Genomic DNA, 26,797 nt, shown 5'->3' with positions numbered 1-26,797 from the left:
CCGAACATCTGCTAGCCCCACATAAAACACAATAATTTCAAAGCCTTATTCCTTTGCATCCCTCATCTGCCTTATAACGTTACCACCCGCTAAAGTGGTTTCCACAATGAAATCCCACTTATTCCAGATATACTACCTGGCTATTCTTATGGCTTCTTTCCCAGCAGATACTTTACTCTTTTCAGGATGCCCATTATTGATCTTGCGGGCTAGTGCATCTGGAATCATCAGTGATTCTGCTTTATGCCATTCTCCCATATAGAAATCTTCCACTTTCATGAAATGAAAAACATAATATTCTCTGTTAATTATTAGCTGTTCCTCTTCTTTTTGAACTCGTGAAATTCAAGGTTTTTGATGATGCAGCCGGATGATAATACTCAATATCCTACAACCCCTTAAAATCTATCATATAACGTTATCTATTTAACATTTTAGTTAACATATACATTACACATAATAATTAAAAAAGCCTTTTTTTCCTTTTTTTAAACTCAAAATATATTAAATCCATAATATTCATTGACTGAAACAAATACTAGTGTTATATTTCCTAACATTAAATAATAAAATACATAAAGGAAAAGGAGATTACGCACATGAATAAGTTCAAACGTCTACGTGAAACTAAAAGAGATCATTCTGGTTCCACCCGATCTGAATATTCACCAGCAAAAAAAAATTGGAGTAAAAAGCAATTTATAGCTACTTCAATTGTGTTATCTGTTATTGCTACGACTGTAATTCCGTTCCAAACAGCTGACGCTTTAACTAGAGTTACTTCAGAAAGTGGCACAGTATGGGAGATTCACGATGTTTTTGCTCCTAGCTTAGACACAGGAAGTTTACGTACAATTGGTGCTACACAAGTACAAGGTTTCGGCAATATCTTTGTTAAAGTGTCCTCGCCTTCAGCTCCACTGATGAATGGTCAAATGATGCGTGGGTTTGACTTGAAATACGATGGCGTTAATAAGTTTACTTCGGCTCAATCTGTAAATCTAGGAAATGTAACTGTAACACGTGAGGTGTATGTGGATACTATTCATAATCGAACGAGATTCTTTGATACATTCACTAATAAAAATGATGTCGCTATAAAAGTTGATGTATCATTCGGTGGCTCTTTAGGATATGGTACAACAACAAATGCTTCAGTAGTTAAGGCAACCTACTCAGGCGATCTTAAGGTAACTACAGATGATTCATGGATTGTTGTAGATAGCAGTGCCAGAAACAATAAGCCGCTAGGCGTTGCAGTGGGATCTCCAAAACCGTTTGATAATGGATTAACAGGTCTAGGGAATCAGCAACAGGATCCATTCACAGTACCCTTAGCTGAGTATGGAAATGAAGCGAATTTCTATGGGTTCATTAATTCACTAAATATTGGGCCGGGCGAATCGAAGTCCCTAGTAAATTATGTACAAGTTGGAGAAGCTGGTGAAGAAGGGTTGAAAAATCTGGTTGCTATGCTAGATGGACTTAATAGTCTGCTGGATGTAACAGGATTAACAAACGCACAAATTCGTTCAATTAGCAACTGGGATATATCTGCTATAGAGGGACTTGATACTGGAGATCATCTGGATATTCCAAATGCTCCTGCGGCCAAAGAATTAATAACTTCATCTCCGTATGATGTTAAGAATAAATCAATTGCAGAAATACAGAAGGATATGATTAATGGTAAAACTACTTCTGTACAAATTACTCAAGCCTATTTAGATAGAATTAAGGTATACGATGAGGGACAATTGGGATTCCATGCATTCCTGCATGTATCTGAAACTGCGCTTAACCAAGCAAAAGCTGCTGACGATGCCCGTGCACAAGGTGTAAAAGGTGATTTATTGGGTATTCCAATTGCGATAAAAGATATTTATGACACAAAGGATATGCCTACTACAGGTGGCAGTAAAGCTCTTGAAGGCTGGCAGCCTGATTCCGATGCCTTCCAAGTGAAAAAGCTGCGGGAAGCTGGAGCTGTAATTATTGGTAAAGTAAATACCTCTGAGTTTGCTAACAGCGGAAGCTTTAGTGAGAGCGGCTGGCAGCAAACATGGAATGCACTCTATCCATCAAAAACATCTTTTGGCTCAAGCGGCGGGTCTGCAGTATCTGTTGCAGCTGATTTTGCAGCAGCAGCAATGGGATCGCAAACAGGGGTATCTCTCTATGCACCAACTACAGGCGCTAGCTTAAAAAGCTTCCGGGGTACAGACGGTATGGCAAGTACTACAGGAGTACTTCCACTCACTTGGGGACAAGATTATGCAGGTCCCATTGCTAAAACAGTAACTGACCTAGCCATTATATTGAATACTACAACGGGTACGGACCCACAGGATATTTTCACAGTCACTGCTGATGCAGATCATAAGCGTCCAGTGGATTGGAAGGAATCTCTGGATGCTAATGCATTGAAAGGAAAGAAAATTGGATATATTCCTGCATCCTTTGTATCTGCATATGCTGATGATGATACTGGACGGGCAGTGATGGATAAGTTCTCAGAGCTTCAAGCAGCGGGGGCGACAATGGTTGAAATGTCAGCTGTACCATCAGGCCCTAGTCGTCCTTCAGGTATTAATGGATCTACTGAAGGTTGGGCACGTTATATTGAGCTTCATAAGGACTTCCCTTATATTGATGGAGCAAGTGTACTAGCTTCAGATAAGGTGCTTATCTATAATCAAAGAGGATATAGTACTCCAACTCGTATGACTGAACAAGCTGTGCAAGATTACATTAAGTATAGAAGCGACTATAAGGAAGTTATTAAAAACTGGATGGACGCGAATGGCGTTGATGCTGTTGTTTATGCAGGTTTTATTAGTGACGTATATAACAATGACGCATCAGCTTCTCAATTAAGTTCTGACCGTAACACGGGCGTATTAACCTCTAATGTGGGTCTCCCTACGGTAGTTGTTCCTGTAGGAACGAATGACAGCGGATATTCTATTTCTATGCAATTGGTTGGTAGAGCATGGGATGATGCAAAAATTTTAGGCATGGGCTACGCTCTTGAGCAACAAAGTCAAGCTAGACTACTTACAACATTTGCTCCAGCACTTCAATATGTTTCAAACTCTACTAATCCTAATCCAAACACAGATAATGGACCAACCAATCCAAATACTGGAGGAGGTACTCCTCCAGCAGTAACAACGCCTATAGAAACAACGGCACCTGCAGAAACAATAACACCAGCAGATAAGCCGAAAGTTGTTAGTTTTGTAGATACAATGAATCATTGGGCAAAAGCAAGCATTGACGCACTAATTGCTAAGGGATTATTGACGGGTTATTCCGATGGAACATTCCGTCCAAATTCAGGTTTGACTCGTGCCGAAGCAATTAAAGTAATTGCAACTTACATGGGACTTGAAGGACAAGAAAGTAACTTTATAGATGTATCTCCAACTCATTGGGCGAATAAGTTTATTGGTGCAGCTGCTGGATCAGGTTTGATGAACGGATATAGTGACGGAAGATTCCGTCCAGATGAGAAGATTAGACGTGGTGAATTAGCGGCACTAATCACTCGAGCCTTTAAGCTAACAGGTACTGGAAACACATCATTCAAAGATGTCACAAGAAATGCATGGTATTATGATTCCATTGATGCACTCGCATCCAATAATATTATTACAGGATACGCAGACAGTACATTTAAGCCTGAAAAAGATATTACTAGAGCAGAGTTTGCAGCAATTGTTTCCAGATTACTAGGAACTACTAATTAAAAGAAATTCAATTAAACATGACAGAGTACTCGAGTAACCACGTTTACAGGAAGGGCCATCCCGAAAGGGATGGCCTTATAACTTGCCGTTACAGATAGTGCGATGAAATGAACCGTATCATAAGTAGGGCGAACCCTATCCACACAAAAAACGACTCATCCGTAGACAAGTCGCTTTTCAAGTTTTATTATTAATGGATTATTACTGTGTAATTGTCATCAGTCCTACCGCTTCACCTTATAAAACTCATGATACAGCTTCATCAGCGCCCTTTTCTCTATCCGCGAAACATAACTCCGCGATATCCCGAGTTCCTTGGCAATTTCCCGCTGTGTCCGCTCCTCCCCACCTGTATCTAATCCAAACCGCCCCACCACAACCTCTTTTTCCCGATCATCCAATATATCCAGGTTACGATAGATCTTGCTCTTCTCAATCTTAAGATCGACCTCTTTAATGACATCATCAGCCTCGGAGCCAAGGATATCGATGAGTGTAATTTCATTATCTTCCTTGTCAGTCCCAATTGGATCGTGCAGAGATACATCTTTACGAGTCTTCTTCAAAGATCTTAGATGCATCAGGATTTCATTTTCAATACAACGGGCAGCAAAAGTAGCCAGCTTTGTGCCTTTGTTCGGGCGGTAGCTCTCGATGGCTTTAATCAAGCCGATCGTGCCGATGGAGATTAGATCCTCCATGTCTTCTCCGGTATTATCGAATTTTTTGAGGTTATGGACACGATGTGATGTCATTTTGATCGTACTACATCCCATGTAAGAGATAATCGCTCCACCAGATTCACTGAGAATGATAAACGAGACGGTGATTGGAATCAGTAACCACTCAACGAACTCAACTTTTTTCTACATAACTAAGGTCCAGCAAAGCAAATATAAATGGAACTGCTGCTATAGATAACCAGTCATTCCGTTTTTTCACCTTTATAATACCCTACTCATAGTAACAGGGTTTATATTAAAAATCCCGACTTGAGAAATCGATTTTGAAATCCCCACTAATAACTTAACACAAGTAAATAAGCACAGATCTAGATTATAAGAATTTAAGCCTTGGTGACGAATTTTCTTCTCATATTATGATTCAGCATTGTTTCCATACTCCACATGTGTGGACTAAGCATTATTGATAACATCAAAATAGATGCAGGAGTATTCACCTTAGTTATCTATTTTTTCGTTGGAGTCCAAGTAGCTATTCCGTTTCCCGGGCATGCAACTACTAACCATAAGTTATCAAAAAGAACTCCTGATTGCCATCACTCATACTTTTCATGAAACCCGTTAATAAAAAGAATCAAACCGGATTTCAATGTGATGAATAAATGTGGAGATATTTCACCAATTCTTATTTGAGTTACTTTCTAACGTCTTATTTTGTATAAATTCCAGTATTCCTCTTCTTCAGTCATATCTATCATTTCGAGTTCTGAATCCGGAAATGAACCCGTAGTGTTTGGGTAAATTGACCATTTAGATTCAACATTCAAATAAACAAAATCTTCATCGCTATTCCTGTCATAATGAGTAAAGTAAATTTTTGTTGTCGCGGGAGATAATCCAAATTGTATCCCATCAACACTCGAACCCACAAATAAGTGGTGGAGTGTCTCTTCAGCAATTAGCCTTTCCTCGTTGTTCATTCTAAACCACCTCAATTAAAATTGAACGCCAATTTCCTTCTGAATTATTAGAGAACCACGATTCAATTCCTTAACTAAGAATTTGTCATTCAGCACATTCTTGATTCGACTTAACGCCTCATTTGAAACAATGCTGAATGGTTCTGACGATGGTTGCTCAGCGTCTAGGACTTCCTTATAACTTGTCGGAGCCCCTAATTCATGATAGGTCTGAATTGTGTTTACTTCAAAAGAGTTCCATATCTTTTCAGAAATATTAAGTAGAGGCACTAACTTCGTACTATCGTACTTCAAATATTTATCATCTACGAAGATGTCATCTTCAGGAAGAATCAAATGCAAAACAATTTCGTTTGATTCGTACATCCAATATAAACGAAGATGTCTGAACAAATCCGACTCAAGAAGAATTTGTTTATAGTCATGCTTTACATGCTGGTCAAATCCCAGCTTGAATTTCTTTGCAAGTTTAGATGTATTCCATTTTATTATCTCTTCTAGCGTGTTTTTCTCTGACATCGAATAATCCGACTTAAATGGAAATCGGCTAAATATTATGTTGTAAATCTCACTGACAAAACTTTCATTGTACGTTGAAAACGGAAAAGAATAATGTACTGAAAAATATGGTGGCATTGAAGCAACTCCTATTTGTTATTGTACTTTATACAATTTTACTGTTTTTATAAAATTCCTCTTTTTGGGACGAGAAGTTTCTAATGTATCTAGAAAGATAAACCATCTTTAGTATGTCCACTTGACGCGGAGCCTCTAAGGGCACGATTACTTGCGAATAGCGGCGAACCACAAGTGAGTCGCCTGGCATCAGCCTATCGTCCCCACTTCTCCACGTAAAGTTATTCAATGAGGCTTATTCATGCTTCTTCCATTTTAGGGAAATTCTCATCAAAAAATGAATCATCATCAATGATATCCGTATATTTTTCAATTCCTTTGATAAGGTCTTCCGTATCTATATCTTCTGTTAACACAATATTTTTCTGCTTTCATTACCCATCTTGAACACCTGGATGTACAAATACCTATTCCATGTTCAGCCCTTCCGCAGCTGTTGCAACAGCTTGCGTACTATGGCTTCTGCTGACTCCTGTGCGTTCAGTCTACTTTCTCAAGCAGGTCTACGAAGTGACTTCGCCTTCCGCACAGATCTCCCCAGGTAAGAACGCTATCTTTCTCTCCATCTATCTGCTCCATTTACTCTCGTACGCCTTTGGTAGTATGGACTTTGATTTGTTATGCAACCTCATCCAGCCTACGTTAGCCTTATATGAAGTTCATGTTCCTCAGACCGGAGATTTGCCGCTGGCTTCCTTTAAATTCCACCTGCGGTGGACACCCTTTCTTTAAGCTAATGGCTACTACTGCCTTCGCCATTCGGGACTTCAACCCTATAGATAGCGCCCATGCTGGGCGCACATAAAAAAAGACCTAGGAGATTGCCTCCAAGGTCATTGAGTTTACTGATTCCTCAATTCATCAAACAATGCTTTTCCACAATGCATAGGCTTTGCCCAAGTGTCTATTGGCAAGTTATACATCTTATAAAATCTTACTCTTTTTTCTTCAAACGCTTTCTTGCTTTTGGCTAATACCAAATCATTCGCCAAATCAATAACTGCTTTCAACCTCATGTCTATAATTTGCATATTGAGCTGGATAGAGACATCTTCACATATTTGTAGTGCTTTTTGGAATGTGTCTATTGGATTCGTGACGGCGAATCGAATTGATATTTCTTCAACAACTCTATTTGCTTCAATTGATCCTGCATTGATTTCTATCTCAATTATGCAAGAGCCATCAGCGAAAACGAAATAACATTCAGGATCACTGCCTTGTGACATATCTTTTGGAGTGTAGGAGTTAACAAATGGGAACGAAGCGATTAAGGAGCTAACCTCTCCGAAGTTTAACTTGTTCGTCCCGTTGACTACCAAGAGCTCATCGTCAAACATAATTTCATTGCCTGTTGGTACTAAAAGTAAGTTATAGCACTCCAATCCCAAGCCAATCACCATTCCTAATTTCCATAGTAATAACCATCCAAAAGTTGCTTCCTCGTAATTCCGCGTGCATTTATTTCCTGTTCTGTTAAAGTTCTTGTTGGTATATTTTCTATTCCTGCTTGTTTAGCTGCTCGCACTCTATGATGGCCGTCCACGATGAGTTTCTTGCCATTGATTTCAAATATCTCAACAGGGTCGCCAGTCCATCCGTTTTTCTTCATACCTTCAGTTAACTTTTTGAGTTGGGATTTAGTGATTGCATCCCCTGTCCCCTCTAAGTCCCAAACTCTCGTCAAATTACAATTCGTATTATGCACCCAAATTCCGATATCCGTTACATAATAGGTATGATAGTCTGCAACCGTAAAATTGTAAACCGTGACCTTCTCTTCAAGTTTAATAAACTCAACCTTATCAATTGTCAGATTGCTTCCGTCAGCCTTTTGGAGTTTGTCACGTGCCTGAAGCTCATCCGCGAAGACCCAGCCTTTCTCCTCTACCCAGAAAGGATGGTTATTTGTCGTCTCGATGATTTGCTCCCCAACGTACAACTTAATAATATCATCACGTTGGTTACGGTATAAACCTGTTACTTCTTTGTAAGCCAATTCTCCATCCGAGTTATTCTCATCCTTGGAAAGAACCTTATCTCCGACTTCAATGTCTTCGATATTCTTCTCCCCTTCGTCTGTTTGAACCTTTGTCCCCGCTATAAAGCAGTTACAACCAGACTTTTTGGAACCTCCCGCTCGGCCGCTTAGACCACCTGCCATGCCTGCAGCATACATCATAACATATGCCGCCTCTTGTGATTCATAATACGCATTCACTAACTGATCGCTCGCCCAATCAGACCTGCCAGCACTATTCGTATACGCACTTGTCCCTGTTAATAAGCCATACAAGTAATTATATTGATTCTCATCCATGATACTGTCAAAGCCGTAGCGTTCCATTATTTTTGTTTTGTATGCGTTAAAATATTTACTGTCTTTACTGATAGAACTCGCTTCGCTCAGCAATTGTTTTAATTCTTGAACGTCATAAGTATCCTTTGCAAAATGTCCGCTCGGGTCAGTATATCTCAACGGATTATTATGCACATACGTATACAAATTCTGACTCAGCGGATTATCAATCTGCCCCTCATACGTATCCTCATTTAAAAACCGCCCCATACTCGGATCATAATATCGTGCACGCAGATAATAAAAACCAGTCTCTTCATCATACACTTCCCCTGTGTACTTGAATGGGTTTGGCGTTTCTTCTTTTTGGCTGGTAATGTTGCCCCACACATCGTAGGCGTAGCTATTCACTATAGCACCACTCGTATCTACCATCTGTACTACATCGCCGTGACCATTGTACAGATAATAGTAATCTTTACTAGCGGTCTTGTCTTTCTTCACCAGTACTCGGTCGCCTCGGACATACGTGGATTTCTGCACGATATTATTCCCATTTAACTTTTCTTCCGTAATAACCTGTCCATTAAAATCATAGTTTACTTGCGTATGCGTGCTACCTTTGCTCTTTACCGCACGAAGCCCGTCAGCATAGTACTCGAACCTCGTCTCGCTTCCGTTCTTCGTTACGGATGTTAACGTATTCCATAAGTCATAACTATAGCTAGTATCCTCAAAAGAAGCTACTGGATCACTCACACTTTGTTCCATCGTCAAGCGGTTACCACGTACATCATACGTATACGTGTCACGCCCCCCACCCGGATGTACTGTTGCTATTAAGCGATTCAACGCATCATACGCAAAAGTTGTCGTTTGTTCCGTTCCATCTTTTTTCGTTTCCTTGACCGAGATCACATTTCCGTTATTATCATACCCGTATACATATCTAGAAAGTACACTACTTCCCTTTTGGTTCGTAATGCTCTCGACCCAGTTCAGCGCTTTGTTATACGTATACGCTGTCTGGAGCACACTGCCGTCCGTCAGCGTCGGATAGGTAATGAACTTCACTAGGTTATTGGCAGTATAACCGTATTGAACATTGGCTGCTGATGCACTGTCCACCACAGAACTGCCGTTCGTCTGTACTTTGTCCAATCTGGTTTTGTTGTATTGGTAGTTTACGTAAAAGCCTAAGTAACTATCATTCAGTTGTGTCATTCGACCAAGCGCATCCCGCTGGTTCAGTATATTAACAGAGTGGCCGACTACCCCAGATGGATAGACCGTACCGCTCATACTCCGTACCTGATTCAAACTGTTCACGCGACTGCTCTGCATTGCCTTCTGTGTTCCATTTAGATAGGTTTTAGTAGTCTGCAAATTCGGCGAGCCATCGTTATATGTCACTTCAGTTTTCTGTGTCTGAGGTACATTGTTGATATTACCACTGACCGTACTTGATTTGAGCGTACCAATTTCGTCATAGTTGTTTCCGAACACACTGCCGTTACGATCAGTTTTGCTGGTTAGTTGCCCTAATGCATTATAGGATAAGCTTTCACTTTGAGAAGCCCCGTCCAACTTGCTCGTCAATAGCCCGACCTCATTGTAATTCTTCGTATTCAGTGTTTGTTCGGCTCCACCTTTTGCTTGTACCGTAACTTTCGCTAGCTGACCATTCCCATCGTAGGTATAGCGTGTGCGCTGGTTCAATGCATTGTAGACGGAGGTGAGGCGATTCAGTGCATCATAGCTATACGATGTTGTGATCCCATCATCGTTCAGATGATTCGCAGGGTCCGTGTAGCCGATTACATTACCGTTGATATTATACCGATAACTTTCCGTTAAAGGCTGTGATTGACTCGGCCAGTCCTTATAGGTCTTCATGGTAAGTGGTTGGCCCCATGGATCATAGATCGTTTCCAGATAGTTCAATCGTTCCTGCGTATCGGCAGCGATCATATAACTTTCTGTCTTCCGCTGTTTAAGGTTATGCTCCGTTACATATATATTGTTATTAGCATCTGTTGCACGGTTCTGCCTTCCCCATGCATCGTAACTAACCTTAATCTCATTGCCTAGCGTATCCTTTTGATAGGTCGGTCGTCCCTGATCATCATAATGGTAATGGGTGAAGACCCATTTGCCCACGTTATCGTCATAAAGCTCATCCATTAGGGCTAGACCCAATCCGTTATAATATACAGCAGAATTGGTTTGAACCTGGCTGTTATTAGATAGTTGAGTAACCGTCTTGATGGCATTCACTTTTAAGGCATATATTCCTGCATTCTCCGAATCAAAGTTTGAGGAAGTCTGATTATAATAATTGTAATCGATAACCTCTCTGGAGGTTTCTCCATTGCTATTGGTTCGAATCGGATGTGTTTCTTTTTTTAGACGACCTGCTGCATCATATTCATACGTCGTAGTCTGATCGTTGCCGTCACTTTGACTTTTTAACAGACCTGTTCCGATGTGGTAGCTCATTTTGGTTTTTACGATTTTCTGATCAGTCTTCCCGATGTTGAACCACTGTTGTTGTTCAGTTGGGTAGGCGTAACGGCTTTCTGGTCCGTAGATAGTTACACTTTTAGATACCACTTGTCCATTAGCTATCTTTTCAGCAGTCATTTGAGAGATTCCACCCAAGGTGTTGCGGTTATCATAACTATAGGTGGTTTGCTCCCCCAACGCATTTATTAACGTGGATAGCCGTCCTTTGTCGGTATAGGTGTATCGTTCACTTAAGGGCACTGCATCCGATTCATTCTGATACCAAGATTTTGATTCAAGGAATCGATACTTAGGTTCATATTGATAAGTTGTTGTATAGTGCTGCTTGATTCCCGTATTGTTAAATTGATCACTCTTTAGAGGTAACGTTTGGCTCTGAGGCAGCCCCCAGTCATTATAAACGGTTTCTGTATACAAATGATTAGCGGTGGCATCACTATCTTGGGCCGCATATTCTGAGATTGTCGTTCGTGTGGGTGATTGAGTAAATAATCCATGAAAAGCAGTATTTTCAGTCACCTTCCGTTCTCCGCCAGCCTCCCGGGTCTCTGTGCGTAGCACTCTACCGTCTTTATCAAAAGTATTTGTCGTTTGAAGACCGTTACTAGTGGTATTACTGACCACTGTTGAAACGGTACTAAATCGGAAATCATCTGGTAAGAAGGGTGGATATTGACCGGCCACATTGCCCATGTAATCCCCAATATACGTATATTTGATCTGCTGATACGGCTTGGATCCACTGATATCCTGTCGAGAAGTTATTCGGAATTCAGGAACTGTTTCATATGGTCCAATGCGACGATTAACTATCTCGTATTTGTAGGCGGTGTCGGAATGTGGATATCTAACTTTTTCTAGCAATGCTGAGAAATGAAACAAATCAGGTGAGTAGATTAGTAATTGATTCTGATATTCAAAGTAGATTTTTTCGTTATTTTGATTGGTTATTGAAGTGAGTATAGGGATATATTCCTTGAAATATGGAAACATAGTCAACTGGATCTCTGCTACCGTTCTAGTGCGTGTCAATACTATTTTTTGCAACTCAGTTGTTTCTTCAGGGTCAAATACTTGAATAATAATATCACTACCTGAAAAAGATTCTGATCTAAGGTTATAATCGTAGCTAATTTTTATTTTGCGCCCCAAGGAGTCTTTAATAGATGTTAAAGCATGCGAGTAATTATCACCATAATTTAAAGAGATAGTATTCCCATAGCGGTCAACGATTCCTATTAACTGTCCCGTAGGAGAGAAATACTCGCGTTTCATATCGGAATATTCAATATAATATCTTGATATTTCATTTCCATTACTAAAAGATGGATTATCCCAATCATCGAATACAAAACGTCTATCTTTACCTTTATAATTTTTCAAACTTGTATATTTTAATAATTCATCAGTACTACTAGGATCACTGACAACCTGATATGCAGCTCCTTTTCCATCGTGATAGACCAAATCATAATAATCGGATCCTCTCTGCAAATACGGAAACTGAAAAGTCCAACCACTAGCTATCTCTGGAGTTGAATACGAGTACCTCTTATCGTTCCATTGCCAACGATCATCCCAGAATATTTCTAAACTAATTGGGACACCATTATTTGATCTATAAATCAAACCTATATCTAAATCAAGACCATCCACACCAGGTAAATTAATCAAATTTTCCTTCCGAGTCAAACTTCCAGTAACTGGATCGACCAATTCACCGCTACTGTTGCGATCATTATACTGAGGTTTTTGTAACTGATTGATTTGGGATTGAACCATCAAATTGTTAAACACATTAGATGTCGTTGCATCGAAAGTAGTAATGGTATTTTCTGCAAGTGCTGAGTACCGCTCTGACTCATAGACATTGGAAGTCACAGAACGCTTTTCACTAATAACAAAAATGTTTTCAGCATACACATCATCTTCCACAGAAGGTCGCTTAATGTATTCTAGGTCCTGTTCAAGCTCCTGTTCAATATCTTCCCAAGATATTTCCTTTTCCTTTTTCCATTTCCAAAGCTCCAATGGTACTAGTCTCGATTGACCTAATGTAAGGTAATTAATCCAATACACATCAACCTTAGATGCTCCAGCCTCAGCCAGTTCTTTAATTTCAGATTCGGATAAATCTGATAATTTATTGCCTTCGGAACGCGAAAAGTTCTGTTTCGATAGAGATTTACCTGCCTGTGCTACGTCCAGTTGACCTTGTTTTTGAAAGATTTTTGCTTTCAACTTAAGAATGGTCAAAGTACCCAAATCGATCTGATCATAGACGTCCGTAGACACAGATACAACTTCATCAGAAGGCAGATCGTTTTCGTTTAGAAACGCTTTGCTCATGAAGTTTTCTGGAGTAGGAGTAATCGTAGGTGTAGGTTGAGGTGCCGATTCTGTTGAAAAATCCAAAGAATCTGACGGTGCTGGTGATGGAGCAGGTAAATCTTGTGCTTTGTTTATGTAAGTTTGATCAGAAATACTTTTAACGTGTGTATTTGCTTTCGCAGTTCCTTCGAGAACGTTCGGAATGATAAGAGATAAACACATGATGACCATTAATACTTTTCGAACTAACTTTATTCTTTTCAATTTAGTTTCCCCCAGGAATTTTTTGGTTACCTCACCATTAAGATATATTTTCTATCATCCTTTAAAAATGTTTTCCCATATTAATTTCACTCACTTTTTTACTTCTACTGAAATATCACCAATCATCATTCTGTTCATATAGGCATCATACGAATAAATATGGGTGACGTATGTTCCTGTTTCGTTGTTATGTTTATAAAAAGGAATTCGAATTCGCCAACTTGTAGCACTTAAACGTTCCCCTTTAATCCATGGGTTCTCTAAATCGTCTTGACCATTACTTACCGTCCATGTCGGAAATCTAACATCAGTGACACTAGAGGGTACTCCTTCTATTGTAATATCGTAAAAACCATTACTGGCGTATGCAATACTAGGAGCAGTGATACTTGTTTTATTCGTCACATCAAAAAACCAAGCCCCACTATATTTTCCATCGGCATAAATATGTGTAATATATCGTCCAGTTTCTGAATGATGGTTTGAGTAAACTATGGTTCCCTTCCACACCCCATTTGCAATCTTAACGCCTTCAATCCACTCTAAATCATCCTGATCCTTATTCGCTGTCCACGTTGGAAATTGGACTTTTTGCGTTTTCGGATCTACACCATAAATAAATACATCGTAGGACACTCCAGATATGTCCGTTTCCTTTGAACCACCAGTCCCCTCCTTTACATTAACTGAAGTCCCACCTATCCCCCCGCTGTTTCCATATTTATCAAAAGCGTAAATATGAGTGATATAACTACCTGTCTCATAATTATGATTACTAAAGGGGATTCGAATCTTCCAAGTCGTCTCATTTACTTTTTCGCCGATTATCCATGGATTTACCAGATCATCTTGCCAATTGTAATCTGTCCACGTTGGAAATCGAATTTCTCTAACATTGCTCGCGATTCCTTCCACAAAAATCTCATAATATCTATCCGCCAATGATACTTCTTGAGGTGAGATCACTCTTATGTTATTTTGTACCGTGGCAGTTAATCCGCTGACTGCTTTGCCATCTGCGTAGATATGTGTATTGTACTGTCCTGTTTCTTTTCCGTGCTTAGCTAGTACAACTGTTCCTTTCCATAATCCATTAGTAAGCCTCTCACCCGCTATCCATTCCAAGTCATCTTGTCCACCTTGTTCAGTCCATGTCGGAAAAGTCACCTGTTGGATACTATCAGAAACCCCCTTTAAATAGATATCATAGGAAAGCGCTGAGCTACTAAATACATGCGATGTTGACGAATAGCCTTTACTCTTCTTTATCAGATTTCCATTCCTATCATATGTATATTGAATGGTTGAGTTATCGGGATAAATTTCATTTTCTAGCCTGCCTTGATTGTATACATATAGGGTTTGTGGTTTGGAATTGCTACTTATATCCACCATAATATAGTTGGCATACGTTGTGTCCTGGGCAGAAGCAGTCGGAATAAAATCTCCATATCCTAAAAAAACTACTAACACTCCCAATAACAGCATTGTTGTTTTTAATATCTTCATCTGCATAGTACTCCTCTATCCCTCTTATAAGTTCTTCCATATTAAGTTACCATTTGCATCATAGTAGTAATGAACAACAGTCCCATCTGAATATCGAATGTATTCTATTCGTCCTCCTGCGTTGTAGTGGTATTCTACAGGAGTATAGGTTTTGTATGGTAAGAACAACTTGGATTGAGGCACGATCTGCTTTATCTGGCTAGCACTAGACCAGGATAAAATAGCGTTTGCCCCTCCACTATTTTCAAAATACTCAATACGAATGTCATAGTTTTGATCCGCTATTAATGAGATAGGAAGGCTGGTCAGTTCACTTGCCTGGGTGACCCATTGGTCTATGATCAATTGACCATTCACCCAAAGTCGAGCCCCATCATCCGAATTAAAATAGAAGGTATACGTTTCGTTATACATCGGGCGAATCGTTCCCGTCCATCTTGCTGAGAATGTATCCCCGTCTATGCTAGCATCTGGGGAGCCAAGTCCCCACCCAAAATGAATAGCAGGGTCCGTTCGAGTGAGTTTAAGGTCTGTCAATTCTATATTGTCGTAGTACTCACCTATCAAGCCGACACCGGCTAATTTAGCAGGGAGATACAACTGACTCTGCGGTATGAATTGTTTGGTCTGACTAGGACTTGTCCATAATAATCCAATGGCTGCGTCGCCTAGATTTTCAAAATACTCAATTTGAATATCGTATTGTTGGTCTGCAATTAATGATATAGGGCTGCTTTCAAATTGACCCGACTGATTTTCCCACCGATTAAGAAGAAGTTTACCATCTATCCATAGACGTACAGAGTCATCCGCATTTAAATAAAAGGTATACATTTCACTGTATTTAGGCTTAAGTGTTCCTGTCCATCGGATTGAGAATGTATCGGTTCCAATGGAGTCATCTGGAGATCCGGCACCCCAATTATAATTAAGATCCGCATCGGTTCGTGTTAGCTTTAGTCCAGTCAAATCCATATTGTCATAATATTCACCCTTCAGACCTGTGCCCGTAATTTCAGCAGGCAGATACAACTGGCTTTGCGGTACAATTTGCTTGATTTGACTGGCGCTCGACCACTGTAGAATAGCCGTTGCTCCTCCGTCATTTTCGAAATATTCGATACGGATATCATAATTTTGTCCTGCAATCAATGTAATCGGTAGACTCTTCAGCTCGCTGGCTTGTGTCACCCATGTGTCGATTAGTAATTGACCATCTATCCAAAGCCGAACACCATCATCTGCAACCATATAATATGTATAGGTTTCACTATATTTAGGTTTGATCGTTCCTGTCCATCTCACGGAAAATGTATCCGCGCCAAGGGAAGGGGTTGGAGAGCTCAGCCCCCAATTAAAGTTAAGATTAACATCCGTACGTGTTAGCTTTAGTCCGCTCAGATTTATATTGTCATAGTATTCCCCCTTCAGTCCCATACCTGAGACTTCTACTGGAGGATTTAACTGACTTTGCGGCACGATCTGTTTGCTTTGACTTGGGCTTGCCCATTGTAGAATAGCTGTTGCCCCTCCGCCATTTTCAAAATACTCGATACATATGTCATAATTTTTTTCCGCAGTTAAGGTTATGGGTAAACTCGTCAGCTCGCTAGCTTGTGTCACCCATTTATCGATGAGCAATTGGCCATTGACCCATAAACGAACCCCATCATCTGCGACCATATAGAAGGTATAGGTCTGGCTGTATTTCGGTTTAAGGGTACCCGTCCATCGAACAGAGAAGGAATCCTCCCCGATGGAAGAATTTGGTGATCCTAACCCCCAGCTAAAATCCACATTAGAATCCGTTCGTGTGAGGGTTAATCCTGTCAGATCCATATTATTGTAATATTCACCTTTAAGACCGTTGTTGGCTGCGGCTCCTGCAAGATTTGGTGAAACTACTGGCTGCAGTAAATCATTAGTTCCGAGAATCTCACAAAATATGAAAATTAGTACAACCGTAAAGCATGATAAAAAAACCTTTTTTAGAAAGTTCAATTTTCTTTTCTCCTTTCTATTGTTGTTTGTTCTCACTAATTCACTTTACTTTTCAATATAAGCTCTTAATTGAATCCTAATTCCAGTGAGATAATCTATAAAATCATCATTAAAGTGAAGCTATGTATATACAATAATAAACACTGATCTCAATCATACGACAACACAAAAAATTGTTAAAGAGTGGTAATTTGTCGAAAAAACAGATGAGAAGTCGAATAGTAAAAATTCAAATGCTAAGGTATGTATTATTTTTACTTAATGAAAGAATTGCGGCGTGAGAGTGATCTGGGGAGTATGTAAAAATGGTGTTTCAAATAATGAGATCGTGTTTAATATCGATTGTTATAGAACAAAACCCACACGAGTCCCAAGACATTGTGTGGGTTTTATAGAATAATGATTTTGATTCGGTATATCTGATTCCCATTTTTCTAGAATCGTTACTGGGTTAATGCCCACATGATCTATATCTAGATAAGCTTTTTCCTCTCCTACCACTGCAAATCGTATTCTTATGTATTTTGTTTACCATTTAGGAGTGCTTAAATCGAGCGATAGTGTCATTCCCCCCCATTATTTAAGCTTCTGCTACTTTCAGTAATAGTGTTATCATTATCATCCACTTCAATTATAGTTATTTCTGCGTGTCCCATAGATAAGAGATATTTCGTAAAAGTATTAATTCATATGAACTCGTTAATATTAATTTCGCTCTCATATGAATATGCAAGAGTAGAAAAGCCAAGTGAAACTCCTAGCATCAAGCTTTCATTTAAGTCCCCCATTCTCAACTACTTAAATCCTCTATAGCATTGGAATACAAAACAATTTATTTCTTTTGCTTCTTTAATAAATTTCCGTTCTTATCATATGTATAATAAATTGTAAATCCATCCGGAAGCGTAGTCATAATAAGTTGACCAGCTGCGTTATATTCATTGTGAGACTGATATATTTCTGTACTCATCGCAACTCGAACAAAGCCAGCTTCTGCACCGCTTCCTTTAATGATTAAATCTCCTTTCCCGTCACCATTCACATCGTTGAACCAAAGATCTTTATTTTCAATGATTTTTCTGCCAGAATTCCAAGTCCAAGGTTGATAGCCATTTCCTGTACTTAACGACACATACAACCACCCCACATTCCAGCCTTCAGTTTGGCCTACAGAAATCAAGTCTGCTTTACCATCTCCATTAATATCCGAAAACCACATTGATCCGCTGTCGTCGAGCATTCGACCTCCGCTGTTCCATGTCCAATATGGATAACCTGTTCCATTACTTAATGCAACGAATACATATCCTGCGTTTGTTATACCAGGCTGGCCTTTCGAGATCATATCCATCTTGCCATCCCCGTTCACATCTGCAAACAACTGCAAGTCATTGTCATTTACCATTCGTGACCCAGACGACCATGTCCATGCTCCATACCCACTCCCGGTGCTCAAAGAAACAAAAATCTGTCCAGCATTTGCAGCACCTGGTTGCCCTTTAGCAACCAAATCTGTCTTGCCATCTCCATTCACATCTACAAACCATGGATTGTCTTTAGTATTAAGCATTCGAGATCCAGATGTCCATGTCCAAGGTTGATATCCACTACCGGTACTGAGTGAAACATATACCCAGCCTTCATTCCATGCACCTTCCTGCCCTATAGAGATTAAATCCGCCTTACCATCTCCATTGACATCCTCAAACCACATAGAACTGTTATCATCAATCATTCGATATCCGGAAGTCCACGTCCATGAATTGTAGCCAGATCCCGTACTGAGTGAAACATATACATGTCCAGAATTTGCAGCACCTGGTTGGCCTTTAGTGATCAGATCAGCCTTACCATCTCCGTTAACATCTGCGAACCACATTGTACTATTATCATCAATCATTCGGGATACAGAATACCACGTCCAAGGTTGGTATCCGCTCCCTGTGCTCAATGAAACATACACTACTCCAGCATTCCATGCCCCTACTTCGCCTTTGGAGATAAGATCTTTCTTGCCATCTCCATTCACATCTGCAAACCACATCGTACTGTTATCATCTATCATTCGGTTCGTTGTAATCCATGTCCATGGGAGGTAGCCGATGAGCGTATTCTGATTTGAAGTTCCAGCTACTGCAGTAGGATTTATTGAAGTCATACTTAAAGAACAAAAAACAACAATTATCAGGATTACCATTATATATTTCTTTGGACCAATTATAAACATTTATAACAAATCCCCTCTTTATTCTATTCGAAATATTAGTTATGACACACTACTAATCCGATTTATAGTGCCGTTCGATATATCATTTGTGAACCGTTATCAGGTTCCCGCTGCGTCATATTCATAGCGGGTAATACTGCCATCTGAGAGATGCGCGGACTCCAACCTCCCAGTGGAATCATAGTGATATTCCACTGGCATGTATGTTTTATACGGAAAATATAACTGCGAATGTGGAACGATTTCTTTCTCTTGGCTGTCACTAACCCAAAGGAGGCGCTCCCACCATTTTTGGAATATTCGATACGAAGCTCATAATTCTGTCCCTCCATAAGATTGATAGGAAGACTTGTTAATTCACTGGCCTGTGTGATCCAACTATCAATAAGCAGTTGCCCATTTACCCAAAGACGAACACCATCATCTGAATTAGCGTAGAACGTGTATGTTCCGCTAGACTTGGGGCGGATCAAACCCTGCCACCTCACAGAGAATGTATCTACCCCAATGCTCGCATCTGGTGAATGGCTGCTCCAGTCAGATTTCCAAAATACTCGATTCGAATGTCGTATTGATTTCCGGCAACCAATTGTACGGTACTGCGAATCTCATAATTTTGATCCGCCAGTAACGAAATAGGAAGGCTGGTCAGTTCACTCTCCTGCGTGACCCATTGGTCAATGATCAGTTGACCATTCACCCAAAACCGAACACCATCGGGCGAATCGTTCCCGTCCATCTTGCTGAAAATGTGTCTCCCTCTATGCTCGCATCTGGAGAGCTACGTCCTCATCCAAAATGAATAATAGGGTCCGTACGAGTGAGTTTGAGGTCTGTCAAGAAGAAGTTTAGCATCTACCCATAGACGTAATCGATCATCCGCATTTAAATAAAAGGTATAGTTTTCACTGCATTTGGGATTAAGAGTGTTGAGAGGAATTCAAAATAAGGTTCTCTGTATTTTCAGATGTTTAATTCCCATTTTGATCATAACTGTATCTAATCGTCTCTCCGCTTAAAACACTTTCTTGTATCAGCCTGCCATTAGTATCGTAATAATAGTAATTCATAGCATAAATATAATTAGAAGTAGGAGTAACAATCAAAAACAGAGCAATACTAATAAAACAGATGACTCGCAAAAGTTTTTTTCATATAGTAACCCCTCTATTTATTAAATATTAATACATATATTCATTCATGAAGGAACATGTCTCATCTTCATACTCTCTCATTGTCCATCACTCTATGGTATGTTATAACCTCCAAGCAAATTTACTCGGTTACAACTTTAATCAAATTTCCGTTAGAGTCATAATTGTATCTAATCACTTTATTATTTTGCGTTCTGATTTGTATAAGTCGGCCGTTTCCATCATATTGATACGTATTTATTTGATTGACTATAATATCATCTAAGGAAAACTCTCCCCCTCCGTGGATTTCCCCAGTAAATATAATAATTTTCTTTATCTCCGGTAGTGAATTTCACATTTTTTGTACCAACACTTCCACTAACATCATTCCATGTTGTCCATCCCATCTGTTCTGTCCCATCTGTACTTCGAACTAGAAAGTAAAAGTAACGATTAATATCCGTTGGTTGCATATCTAAGGATTTATAAGAAAATGTGACTTCATAAGATGTATTCTTTTCAAATTGAACTTTGCGGAATAGATTCCAGTCACTACTTTGGGATCATTAATAATTGTCCAAAAACCAGGTAAAAAGTTCGTATTCAAGTAGGTTCCTCTCTCAAATGATTCACTTGTTTCCGGAACAGTTTTGACAATACGAATATCATCTAAGGAAAGAGCACCACCTGCGTGTATTCCCCAAATTAAATAATAGTTTTCTTTAGATCCTGTCGTAAAATTGATCGTTTTAATCCCTTTACTTCCAGTTTCGTCATTCCATGTCGTCATACTAATGTCTTCTTTTTCGTCGCTGCTGCGTGCCAGAAAATAAAAAAAACGATTACTATCAGACGACTGCATGTCTACAGCTTTATAAGAAATGTTACAGAGTAACTTGTATTCTTTTCAAATTTAACCTTTGTTAAGTCTGTGTTAGCAAAGTCATTCCAAACTTGTGTCAATGAAGATGACAGATACGCCGAATAGAGACCTGATACAACTTTATTAGGATCATTGGTTATGACCCCTGACAATGGCTTGAAATTACCTCCGTTAAATGTACCTGACTCAAACGATTCGATCGGAATAACTTCGTTACTTTCTGCTAAGATCTTACTAGAAGGAGACACTAAGGTCATAACCAGTACAACAGTAACCAACAATGTGAAATAAACCACTTTTTTAATCAATGTACTACTCATTTATATTAACTCCTTTTCTATAAACCACTTAAAATTGTTTCTCTCTCTCAATTCAGTAAGATAGCTATACTATTCAGATAATCATACGACAATCTTCTATATTATGGAATAGTGGTATTTTGTCGGGAATTTAATTGATTTGTAGAAATAAAAAGCATTTATGTTGAAGCGCACTATTCATCGAATACAATTAGCGTTCTCAGTTCTTGAGCCCTGTAAATGCAAAAAAGCCACCATTCCTGATGACTCTTTTTCTAGCGTTTAGGCGTTAATCGACATGTTAGTCCTTTACTTTCACTAATTTCCACCTTTGAGAAGTCGTTGCGTTGTCTGTCCATATTTGTACTGGAACTCCGTCCGTAGTCCCTCCTCCGCGTACCTCCAACATCTTATTGCTGTGTACATTCATGAATGTACACATTCCATCTGCATACTCTTTTATTATCCATTGTTGGGACGTCGTCTTATTATCGGTCCATATTTTCACAATGGTACCATCTATTGTACTTCCTCCTGGTACTTCAAGTGCCTTTGCACTATTCACATTAATCAATTTGTACCGATTTCCTCCAGTGTCATAGACGTGCCATCTTTGAGCAGTTGTATCATTATCCGTCCATATTTGTACAGAAGCCCCATCTACAATACTCCCGCCAGTTACATCCAGCGCTTTTCCACTAACTGTATTTATAATCTTGAATTCTGATCCATTCGGTATAGATTTGATCAATTTCCACTTCTGGGAGGTTGTCTTATTTCCCGTCCATATTTGTACAGATGTTCCGTTACTCGTACCTCCACCCGATACATCAAGTACCTTATTACTATTCACGTTAGTGAAGGTGTAAGAGTCATCCACGTTCTTGCTCATTCTCCATTGTTGAGCAGTTGTTCCATTGTCATCCCATAAATGCACCAGAGTCCCGTCAGTAGTTTCTCCGCCTGATACATCCAGCGCTTTTCCGCTATGTATATTAATTAATTTATATGATTCATTCGCTGCACTACAGATCAACCATCTTTGTGCATCTGTTCCATTATCCTCATCAATTTGTATTCTTGTTCCACTTGAAGTGTCACCTGCCTGAACATCCAGCGCTTTATTGCTGTTTACATTGATAAGCTTATACTCTGAATTTAGACAATTGAGAATCTTTCTACCGACTTGATTCCCATTTTTATCATACTGAAAATTAACATATTTATCTGCTGAATAAGACATCAAAACTAACTGTCCCGACTTCGTGTAGGTATATTTCGTGGCCATTGCTGTTTGTGATTGTGTGAATAACATTATGCATATAACTATAAATGAGATAATTTTTTTCAAATCCAATTCAATCCTTTCTACTGTGAAAAATTCACCGCATCTACTACAAAATTACCTGCACCATTAGCACTCGTAGATCGCATTATAATATAACCCTCGCATTAACGGCAGTTACAGGAACATTCCCCTTAAGGAATAATTCTCCCGTGTAGTAGTGGTATTCTAGAGGAGTGTAAGTTTTGTTTAGAAAAAACATAATGAACTGAGACACGATTTGTTTCATCTGCTTAGCACTGGACCAAGATAAACTAGTGGTTGTCACTCCACCAAAATCCTCAATACGAATCTCATAGTTTTGCCAGAACATCCGCGAGATAGGTAATCTCCCACTGGTGCATTTTCCATAATATCCATTAACGTCATATAACTCTGGTACATCCCTGACGGCATACTTGCTGCGCTACTGCCCGGAAAAATATTAGACGCATTAAAAAATAGATTAAGAGTTAAACCTAACTGTTTTTCTGGGCCTCCACGTAGAACTGTCCGTTCACCGCAATGCCTTATTTCCTTTACCTATAATATCATGCAGGGCCTATATCCCTGATTCAGTTGGCATCCCAGTGCTACTTATTTTTTGAGCTTGTCTCCCTGACGACACCGGAGTTGTTACCACTTCAAACTTGTCTTGGCTTTTTGTGTCGGACCAAGTACTCCATCCGTCAGCTATTTTTTTGAGCAGTAGAACTATCCATTCCTCCGTTAGTTAGCCGATTCCCATCTGGTTCGTATCTGAAACTAAGAGAATCAACTATAAATGATCCCGATCCTCCAGTACCAGTAGCCTTTAATCCGGCATGGATTCTTGCTCTTGTGGCACTCGTAGGGATTTTTCCTGTCATCGGCAACGTCATATAACTTTGGTACATCCCTGACGGCATACTTGCTACGCTACTACCCAGAAAATTATTAGACGCATCAAAAAATTGAATTAAGAGTTGGACCTGACTGTTTTTCTGGGCCTCCACGTAGAACTGCCCGCTCAACACATATGCCTTGTTCTCTTCTACTACAACATCTTGCAGGGCCCATATCCCCGATCCAGTTGGCATCCCAGTACTACTTATTTTTTGAGCTTGTCTCCCTGACGACACCGGAGTTGTTACCACTTCAAACTTGTCTTGGCTTTTTATGTCGGACCAAGTACTCCATCCGTCAGCTATTTTTTGAGCAGTAGAACTATCAATTCCTCCGTTAGTTAGCCGATTCCCATCTGGTTCGTATCTGAAACTAAGAGAATCAACTATAAATGATCCCGATCCTCCAGTACCAGTAGCCTTTAATCCGGCATGGATTCTTGCTCTTGTGGCACTCGTAGGGATTTTTCCTGTCATCGGCAACGTCATATAACTTTGGTACATCCCTGACGGCATACTTGCTACGCTACTACCCAGAAAATTATTAGACGCATCAAAAAATTGAATTAAGAGTTGGACCTGACTGTTTTTCTGGGCCTCCACGTAGAACTGCCCGCTCAACACATATGCCTTGTTCTCTTCTACTACAACATCTTGCAGGGCCCATATCCCCGATCCAGTTGGCATCCCAGTGCTACTTATTTTTTGAGCTTGTCTCCCTGACGACACCGGAGTTGTTACCACTTCAAACTTGTCTTGGCTTTTTGTGTCGGACCAAGTACTCCATCCGTCAGCTATTTTTTGAGCAGTAGAACTATCCATTCCTCCGTTAGTTAGCCGATTCCCATCTGGTTCGTATCTGAAACTAAGAGAATCAACTATAAATGATCCCGATCCTCCAGTACCAGTAGCCTTTAATCCGGCATGGATTCTTGCTCTTGTGGCACTCGTAGGGATTTTTCCTGTCATCGGCAACGTCATATAACTTTGGTATATCCCTGACGGCATACTTGCTGCGCTACTGCCCAGAAAATTATTAGACACATCAAAAAATTGAATTAAGAGTTGGACCTGACTGTTTTTCTGGACCTCCACGTAGAACTGCCCGCTCAGCACATATGCCTTGTTCTCTTCTACTACAACATCTTGCAGGGCCCATATCCCCGATCCAGTTGGCATCCCAGTACTACTTATTTTTTGAGCTTGTCTCCCTGACGACACCGGAGTTGTTACCACTTCAAACTTGTCTTGGCTTTTTGTGTCGGACCAAGTACTCCATCCGTCAGCTATTATGGAATTATCTTTGATATTTTCAAAGCTCGGATTATTTACTAAATTTACATTCAGCAACTTAGATGTAAGATTTCCATTTTTGTCATAAAAATAATTAACAACCTGTCCATTAGAAAAATGACTTGTATCTATTTGCCCATTTTGATTGTAATAATTAGTTATGGCTAAATCGGCATATACATAACTACTGCTAATTAAATAACAAATAAACACTAAAACTACTCTTATAGAGCGCCTCATTTATAAATGTCTCCTTATGTTCAATATGACTTTTGGCTAAAACTATCTAAAAGGTGATCACAGAAACAACTTCCAAAAACTTGTGTAGAGGTTGCATTAGACTAACTTCGTTTTCTAATTTCAGCCAGTTTCAGCATCCTTTTTACGTGTTACTTTTGACCACTTAGATAAACAGCATCAATGAAACATTAACTAAAAATTTCCAACATTCACAATTAGTTTACCATTATTTTCTGAGCATACGGTCCATCAGTCCCGCCAACTGTTATGATTTCGTAATTCCTTTAACCCCTGAACTCATATATTCATCCCAGTCATCTATTGCATTCTCAAAACTTAAATAATTGTCAAACCTTTAATTGAATAATAGATAATTAAGCATCTTCCATCGCATTTCAACTTTCAAGCACCAAGCACCACTACAAGCTGTCCATTTTTAATAAAAAATATATTCGTTTCTGATTTTTCTCCTTCACTTGGTATAACTAATAATAAGAACACTAGGTAATAGCAAACTTTTTCAATCAATTCCCTAAAATATTTTTATCCACCTAACCGACCGTAAATTTATGATCTTTGTTCTTTTTATATACAGGCCATCATTCCAGTTCCATTCTTATAATTTTGTATTGCCATTACCACGTACGAAAAAAAGCGGTTGCTATCTGAGGACTGAATAAGCACTCCTTTTACGACTATTATTGGATCTTCCGTATTACGTTACCGTTTCGATTATAATAGTAGCGAACAACTGCCCCATCTGAATATCGTATATGTTCGATTCGCCCTCCCGCTAATTTTGGCCTAAGTGTACCCGTCCATCGAACAGAGAAGGAAACTCCACCGATGGATGAATGCGGTGATCCTAACCCCCAGTTAAAATCTACATTAGAATCCGTTCGTGTAAGCTTTAATCCTTGTAGATCCACGTTGTTGTAATATTCACCTTTAAGCCCGTTATTAGCTGCAGCTCCTACAAGATTCTGTGAAAAAATTGGCTGCAATAAATCCTTATTTCCGAAGAACCCACAAACTGTGAAAATCAGTACAAATGTAAGGCTTGTTAAAAAACCTTTTTTAGAAAACTCAACTTATCTTTTGCACTCTATTGTTTTAGTCCTGGGTGACTATGATTCTTAAGAAGTGGCTCTATTAATCTCTCAATGAACCTTCTTATTAGTAATCATATTCTATGAAATCATCATTAAAGTGAAGCTATGTATCTACAATAATTAACACTGATCTTTATCATACGATAACATTAATAATTGTTAAAGAGTGGTATTTTGTTGAAAAAATAGGAGGGGGGAATGATAGAACCACAAATGTTAAGGTATGTATTATTTGTAATTAGTGAAAAAATTGCAATGGGAGAGTGATCTGGGGAATAATTGAAAATGGTGTTTTAAATAATATACTCTTATACTCGCTCTTAATATCAATTGTTATAGAACAATAATTTTTAGCCTACTCACAATACTACTTTCTTTATCAGCGCACCATAATTATTATAATTGTGCATGATGATGT

At 39.3% G+C, this 26,797-nt stretch carries 20 protein-coding genes; 2 read left to right on the top strand and 18 right to left on the bottom strand.

Features of this window, described 5'->3' with window-relative positions; all coding sequences use genetic code 11:
- Positions 1 to 132 precede the first annotated feature (132 nt).
- Complete coding sequence (locus MHB64_RS07095; protein ID WP_256989870.1) at positions 133 to 258, bottom strand: hypothetical protein; 126 nt, start codon at positions 256 to 258, stop codon at positions 133 to 135.
- A gap of 341 nt (positions 259 to 599) precedes the next feature.
- Between MHB64_RS07095 and MHB64_RS07090 the strand changes: the two genes are divergently transcribed.
- Positions 600 to 3,752: an amidase family protein gene (locus MHB64_RS07090; RefSeq protein ID WP_341134041.1), complete on the top strand. Its 3,153-nt coding sequence runs from the start codon at positions 600 to 602 to the stop codon at positions 3,750 to 3,752.
- Positions 3,753 to 3,976: 224 nt separating this feature from the next.
- Here the strand turns inward: MHB64_RS07090 and sigK are convergent, their stop codons facing one another.
- The 3 genes from sigK to MHB64_RS07075 all read right to left on the bottom strand — a co-directional run bounded on the left by sigK (position 3,977) and on the right by MHB64_RS07075 (position 6,051).
- Positions 3,977 to 4,528, bottom strand: a complete 552-nt coding sequence (gene sigK / locus MHB64_RS07085; RefSeq protein ID WP_341134040.1) for an RNA polymerase sporulation sigma factor SigK — start codon at positions 4,526 to 4,528, stop codon at positions 3,977 to 3,979.
- Between the two features lie 608 nt (positions 4,529 to 5,136).
- Positions 5,137 to 5,415, bottom strand: a complete 279-nt coding sequence (locus MHB64_RS33865) for a hypothetical protein (RefSeq protein WP_445671602.1) — start codon at positions 5,413 to 5,415, stop codon at positions 5,137 to 5,139.
- A gap of 15 nt (positions 5,416 to 5,430) precedes the next feature.
- Positions 5,431 to 6,051: a hypothetical protein gene (locus MHB64_RS07075; protein ID WP_341134039.1), complete on the bottom strand. Its 621-nt coding sequence runs from the start codon at positions 6,049 to 6,051 to the stop codon at positions 5,431 to 5,433.
- 414 nt (positions 6,052 to 6,465) lie between these two features.
- Here MHB64_RS07075 and MHB64_RS07070 point away from each other — a divergent pair, with 414 nt between their 5' ends.
- Positions 6,466 to 6,783, top strand: coding sequence for a hypothetical protein (locus MHB64_RS07070; RefSeq protein ID WP_234541632.1), 318 nt, complete (start codon positions 6,466 to 6,468; stop codon positions 6,781 to 6,783).
- A gap of 110 nt (positions 6,784 to 6,893) precedes the next feature.
- Here MHB64_RS07070 and MHB64_RS07065 read toward each other — a convergent pair whose 3' ends face one another.
- The 14 genes from MHB64_RS07065 to MHB64_RS07005 form a co-directional block, all read right to left on the bottom strand.
- The gene (locus MHB64_RS07065) at positions 6,894 to 7,454 is read right to left on the bottom strand and encodes a hypothetical protein (protein ID WP_341134038.1); all 561 of its coding nucleotides are present in this window, start codon (positions 7,452 to 7,454) and stop codon (positions 6,894 to 6,896) included.
- 2 nt (positions 7,455 to 7,456) lie between these two features.
- Positions 7,457 to 13,471 (bottom strand): polymorphic toxin-type HINT domain-containing protein, encoded by a 6,015-nt coding sequence (locus MHB64_RS07060; RefSeq protein WP_341134037.1) that lies wholly within the window; start codon positions 13,469 to 13,471, stop codon positions 7,457 to 7,459.
- A 90-nt stretch (positions 13,472 to 13,561) separates the two neighbouring features.
- Entirely contained in the window at positions 13,562 to 14,980 is a 1,419-nt protein-coding gene (locus MHB64_RS07055; RefSeq protein WP_341134036.1) for a GBS Bsp-like repeat-containing protein, read from the bottom strand.
- Positions 14,981 to 15,004: 24 nt separating this feature from the next.
- Entirely contained in the window at positions 15,005 to 16,981 is a 1,977-nt protein-coding gene (locus tag MHB64_RS07050; protein WP_341134035.1) for a PA14 domain-containing protein, read from the bottom strand.
- A gap of 832 nt (positions 16,982 to 17,813) precedes the next feature.
- Positions 17,814 to 19,139 (bottom strand): FG-GAP-like repeat-containing protein, encoded by a 1,326-nt coding sequence (locus MHB64_RS07045; protein WP_341134034.1) that lies wholly within the window; start codon positions 19,137 to 19,139, stop codon positions 17,814 to 17,816.
- Positions 19,140 to 19,270: 131 nt separating this feature from the next.
- On the bottom strand, positions 19,271 to 19,696 hold the full coding sequence (locus tag MHB64_RS07040) for a PA14 domain-containing protein (RefSeq protein WP_341134033.1): 426 nt from the start codon (positions 19,694 to 19,696) through the stop codon (positions 19,271 to 19,273).
- Positions 19,697 to 19,707: 11 nt separating this feature from the next.
- Positions 19,708 to 19,947, bottom strand: a complete 240-nt coding sequence (locus MHB64_RS07035; protein WP_341134032.1) for a PA14 domain-containing protein — start codon at positions 19,945 to 19,947, stop codon at positions 19,708 to 19,710.
- 42 nt (positions 19,948 to 19,989) lie between these two features.
- Positions 19,990 to 20,148 carry a PA14 domain-containing protein gene (locus MHB64_RS33860; protein WP_445671627.1) on the bottom strand — a complete coding sequence of 53 codons (159 nt, stop codon included), beginning with the start codon at positions 20,146 to 20,148 and terminating at the stop codon, positions 19,990 to 19,992.
- A gap of 671 nt (positions 20,149 to 20,819) precedes the next feature.
- Entirely contained in the window at positions 20,820 to 21,206 is a 387-nt protein-coding gene (locus MHB64_RS07030) for a hypothetical protein (RefSeq protein WP_341134031.1), read from the bottom strand.
- A gap of 2 nt (positions 21,207 to 21,208) precedes the next feature.
- On the bottom strand, positions 21,209 to 21,547 hold the full coding sequence (locus tag MHB64_RS07025; RefSeq protein WP_341134030.1) for a hypothetical protein: 339 nt from the start codon (positions 21,545 to 21,547) through the stop codon (positions 21,209 to 21,211).
- 280 nt (positions 21,548 to 21,827) lie between these two features.
- The gene (locus tag MHB64_RS07020; protein ID WP_341134029.1) at positions 21,828 to 22,841 is read right to left on the bottom strand and encodes an RICIN domain-containing protein; all 1,014 of its coding nucleotides are present in this window, start codon (positions 22,839 to 22,841) and stop codon (positions 21,828 to 21,830) included.
- A gap of 118 nt (positions 22,842 to 22,959) precedes the next feature.
- A complete protein-coding gene (locus MHB64_RS07015; protein WP_341134028.1) occupies positions 22,960 to 23,184 on the bottom strand; it encodes a hypothetical protein in 225 nt (74 codons plus the stop codon).
- Between the two features lie 355 nt (positions 23,185 to 23,539).
- Complete coding sequence (locus MHB64_RS07010) at positions 23,540 to 25,267, bottom strand: hypothetical protein (RefSeq protein ID WP_341134027.1); 1,728 nt, start codon at positions 25,265 to 25,267, stop codon at positions 23,540 to 23,542.
- A 698-nt stretch (positions 25,268 to 25,965) separates the two neighbouring features.
- Positions 25,966 to 26,271: a PA14 domain-containing protein gene (locus MHB64_RS07005; protein ID WP_341134026.1), complete on the bottom strand. Its 306-nt coding sequence runs from the start codon at positions 26,269 to 26,271 to the stop codon at positions 25,966 to 25,968.
- Positions 26,272 to 26,797: the final 526 nt, after the last annotated feature.

Source organism: Paenibacillus sp. FSL K6-2859, assembly GCF_038008265.1.
GTDB lineage: Bacteria > Bacillota > Bacilli > Paenibacillales > Paenibacillaceae > Paenibacillus_AQ > Paenibacillus_AQ nitricinens.
This window is presented reverse-complemented; position numbering and strand designations above follow the sequence as displayed.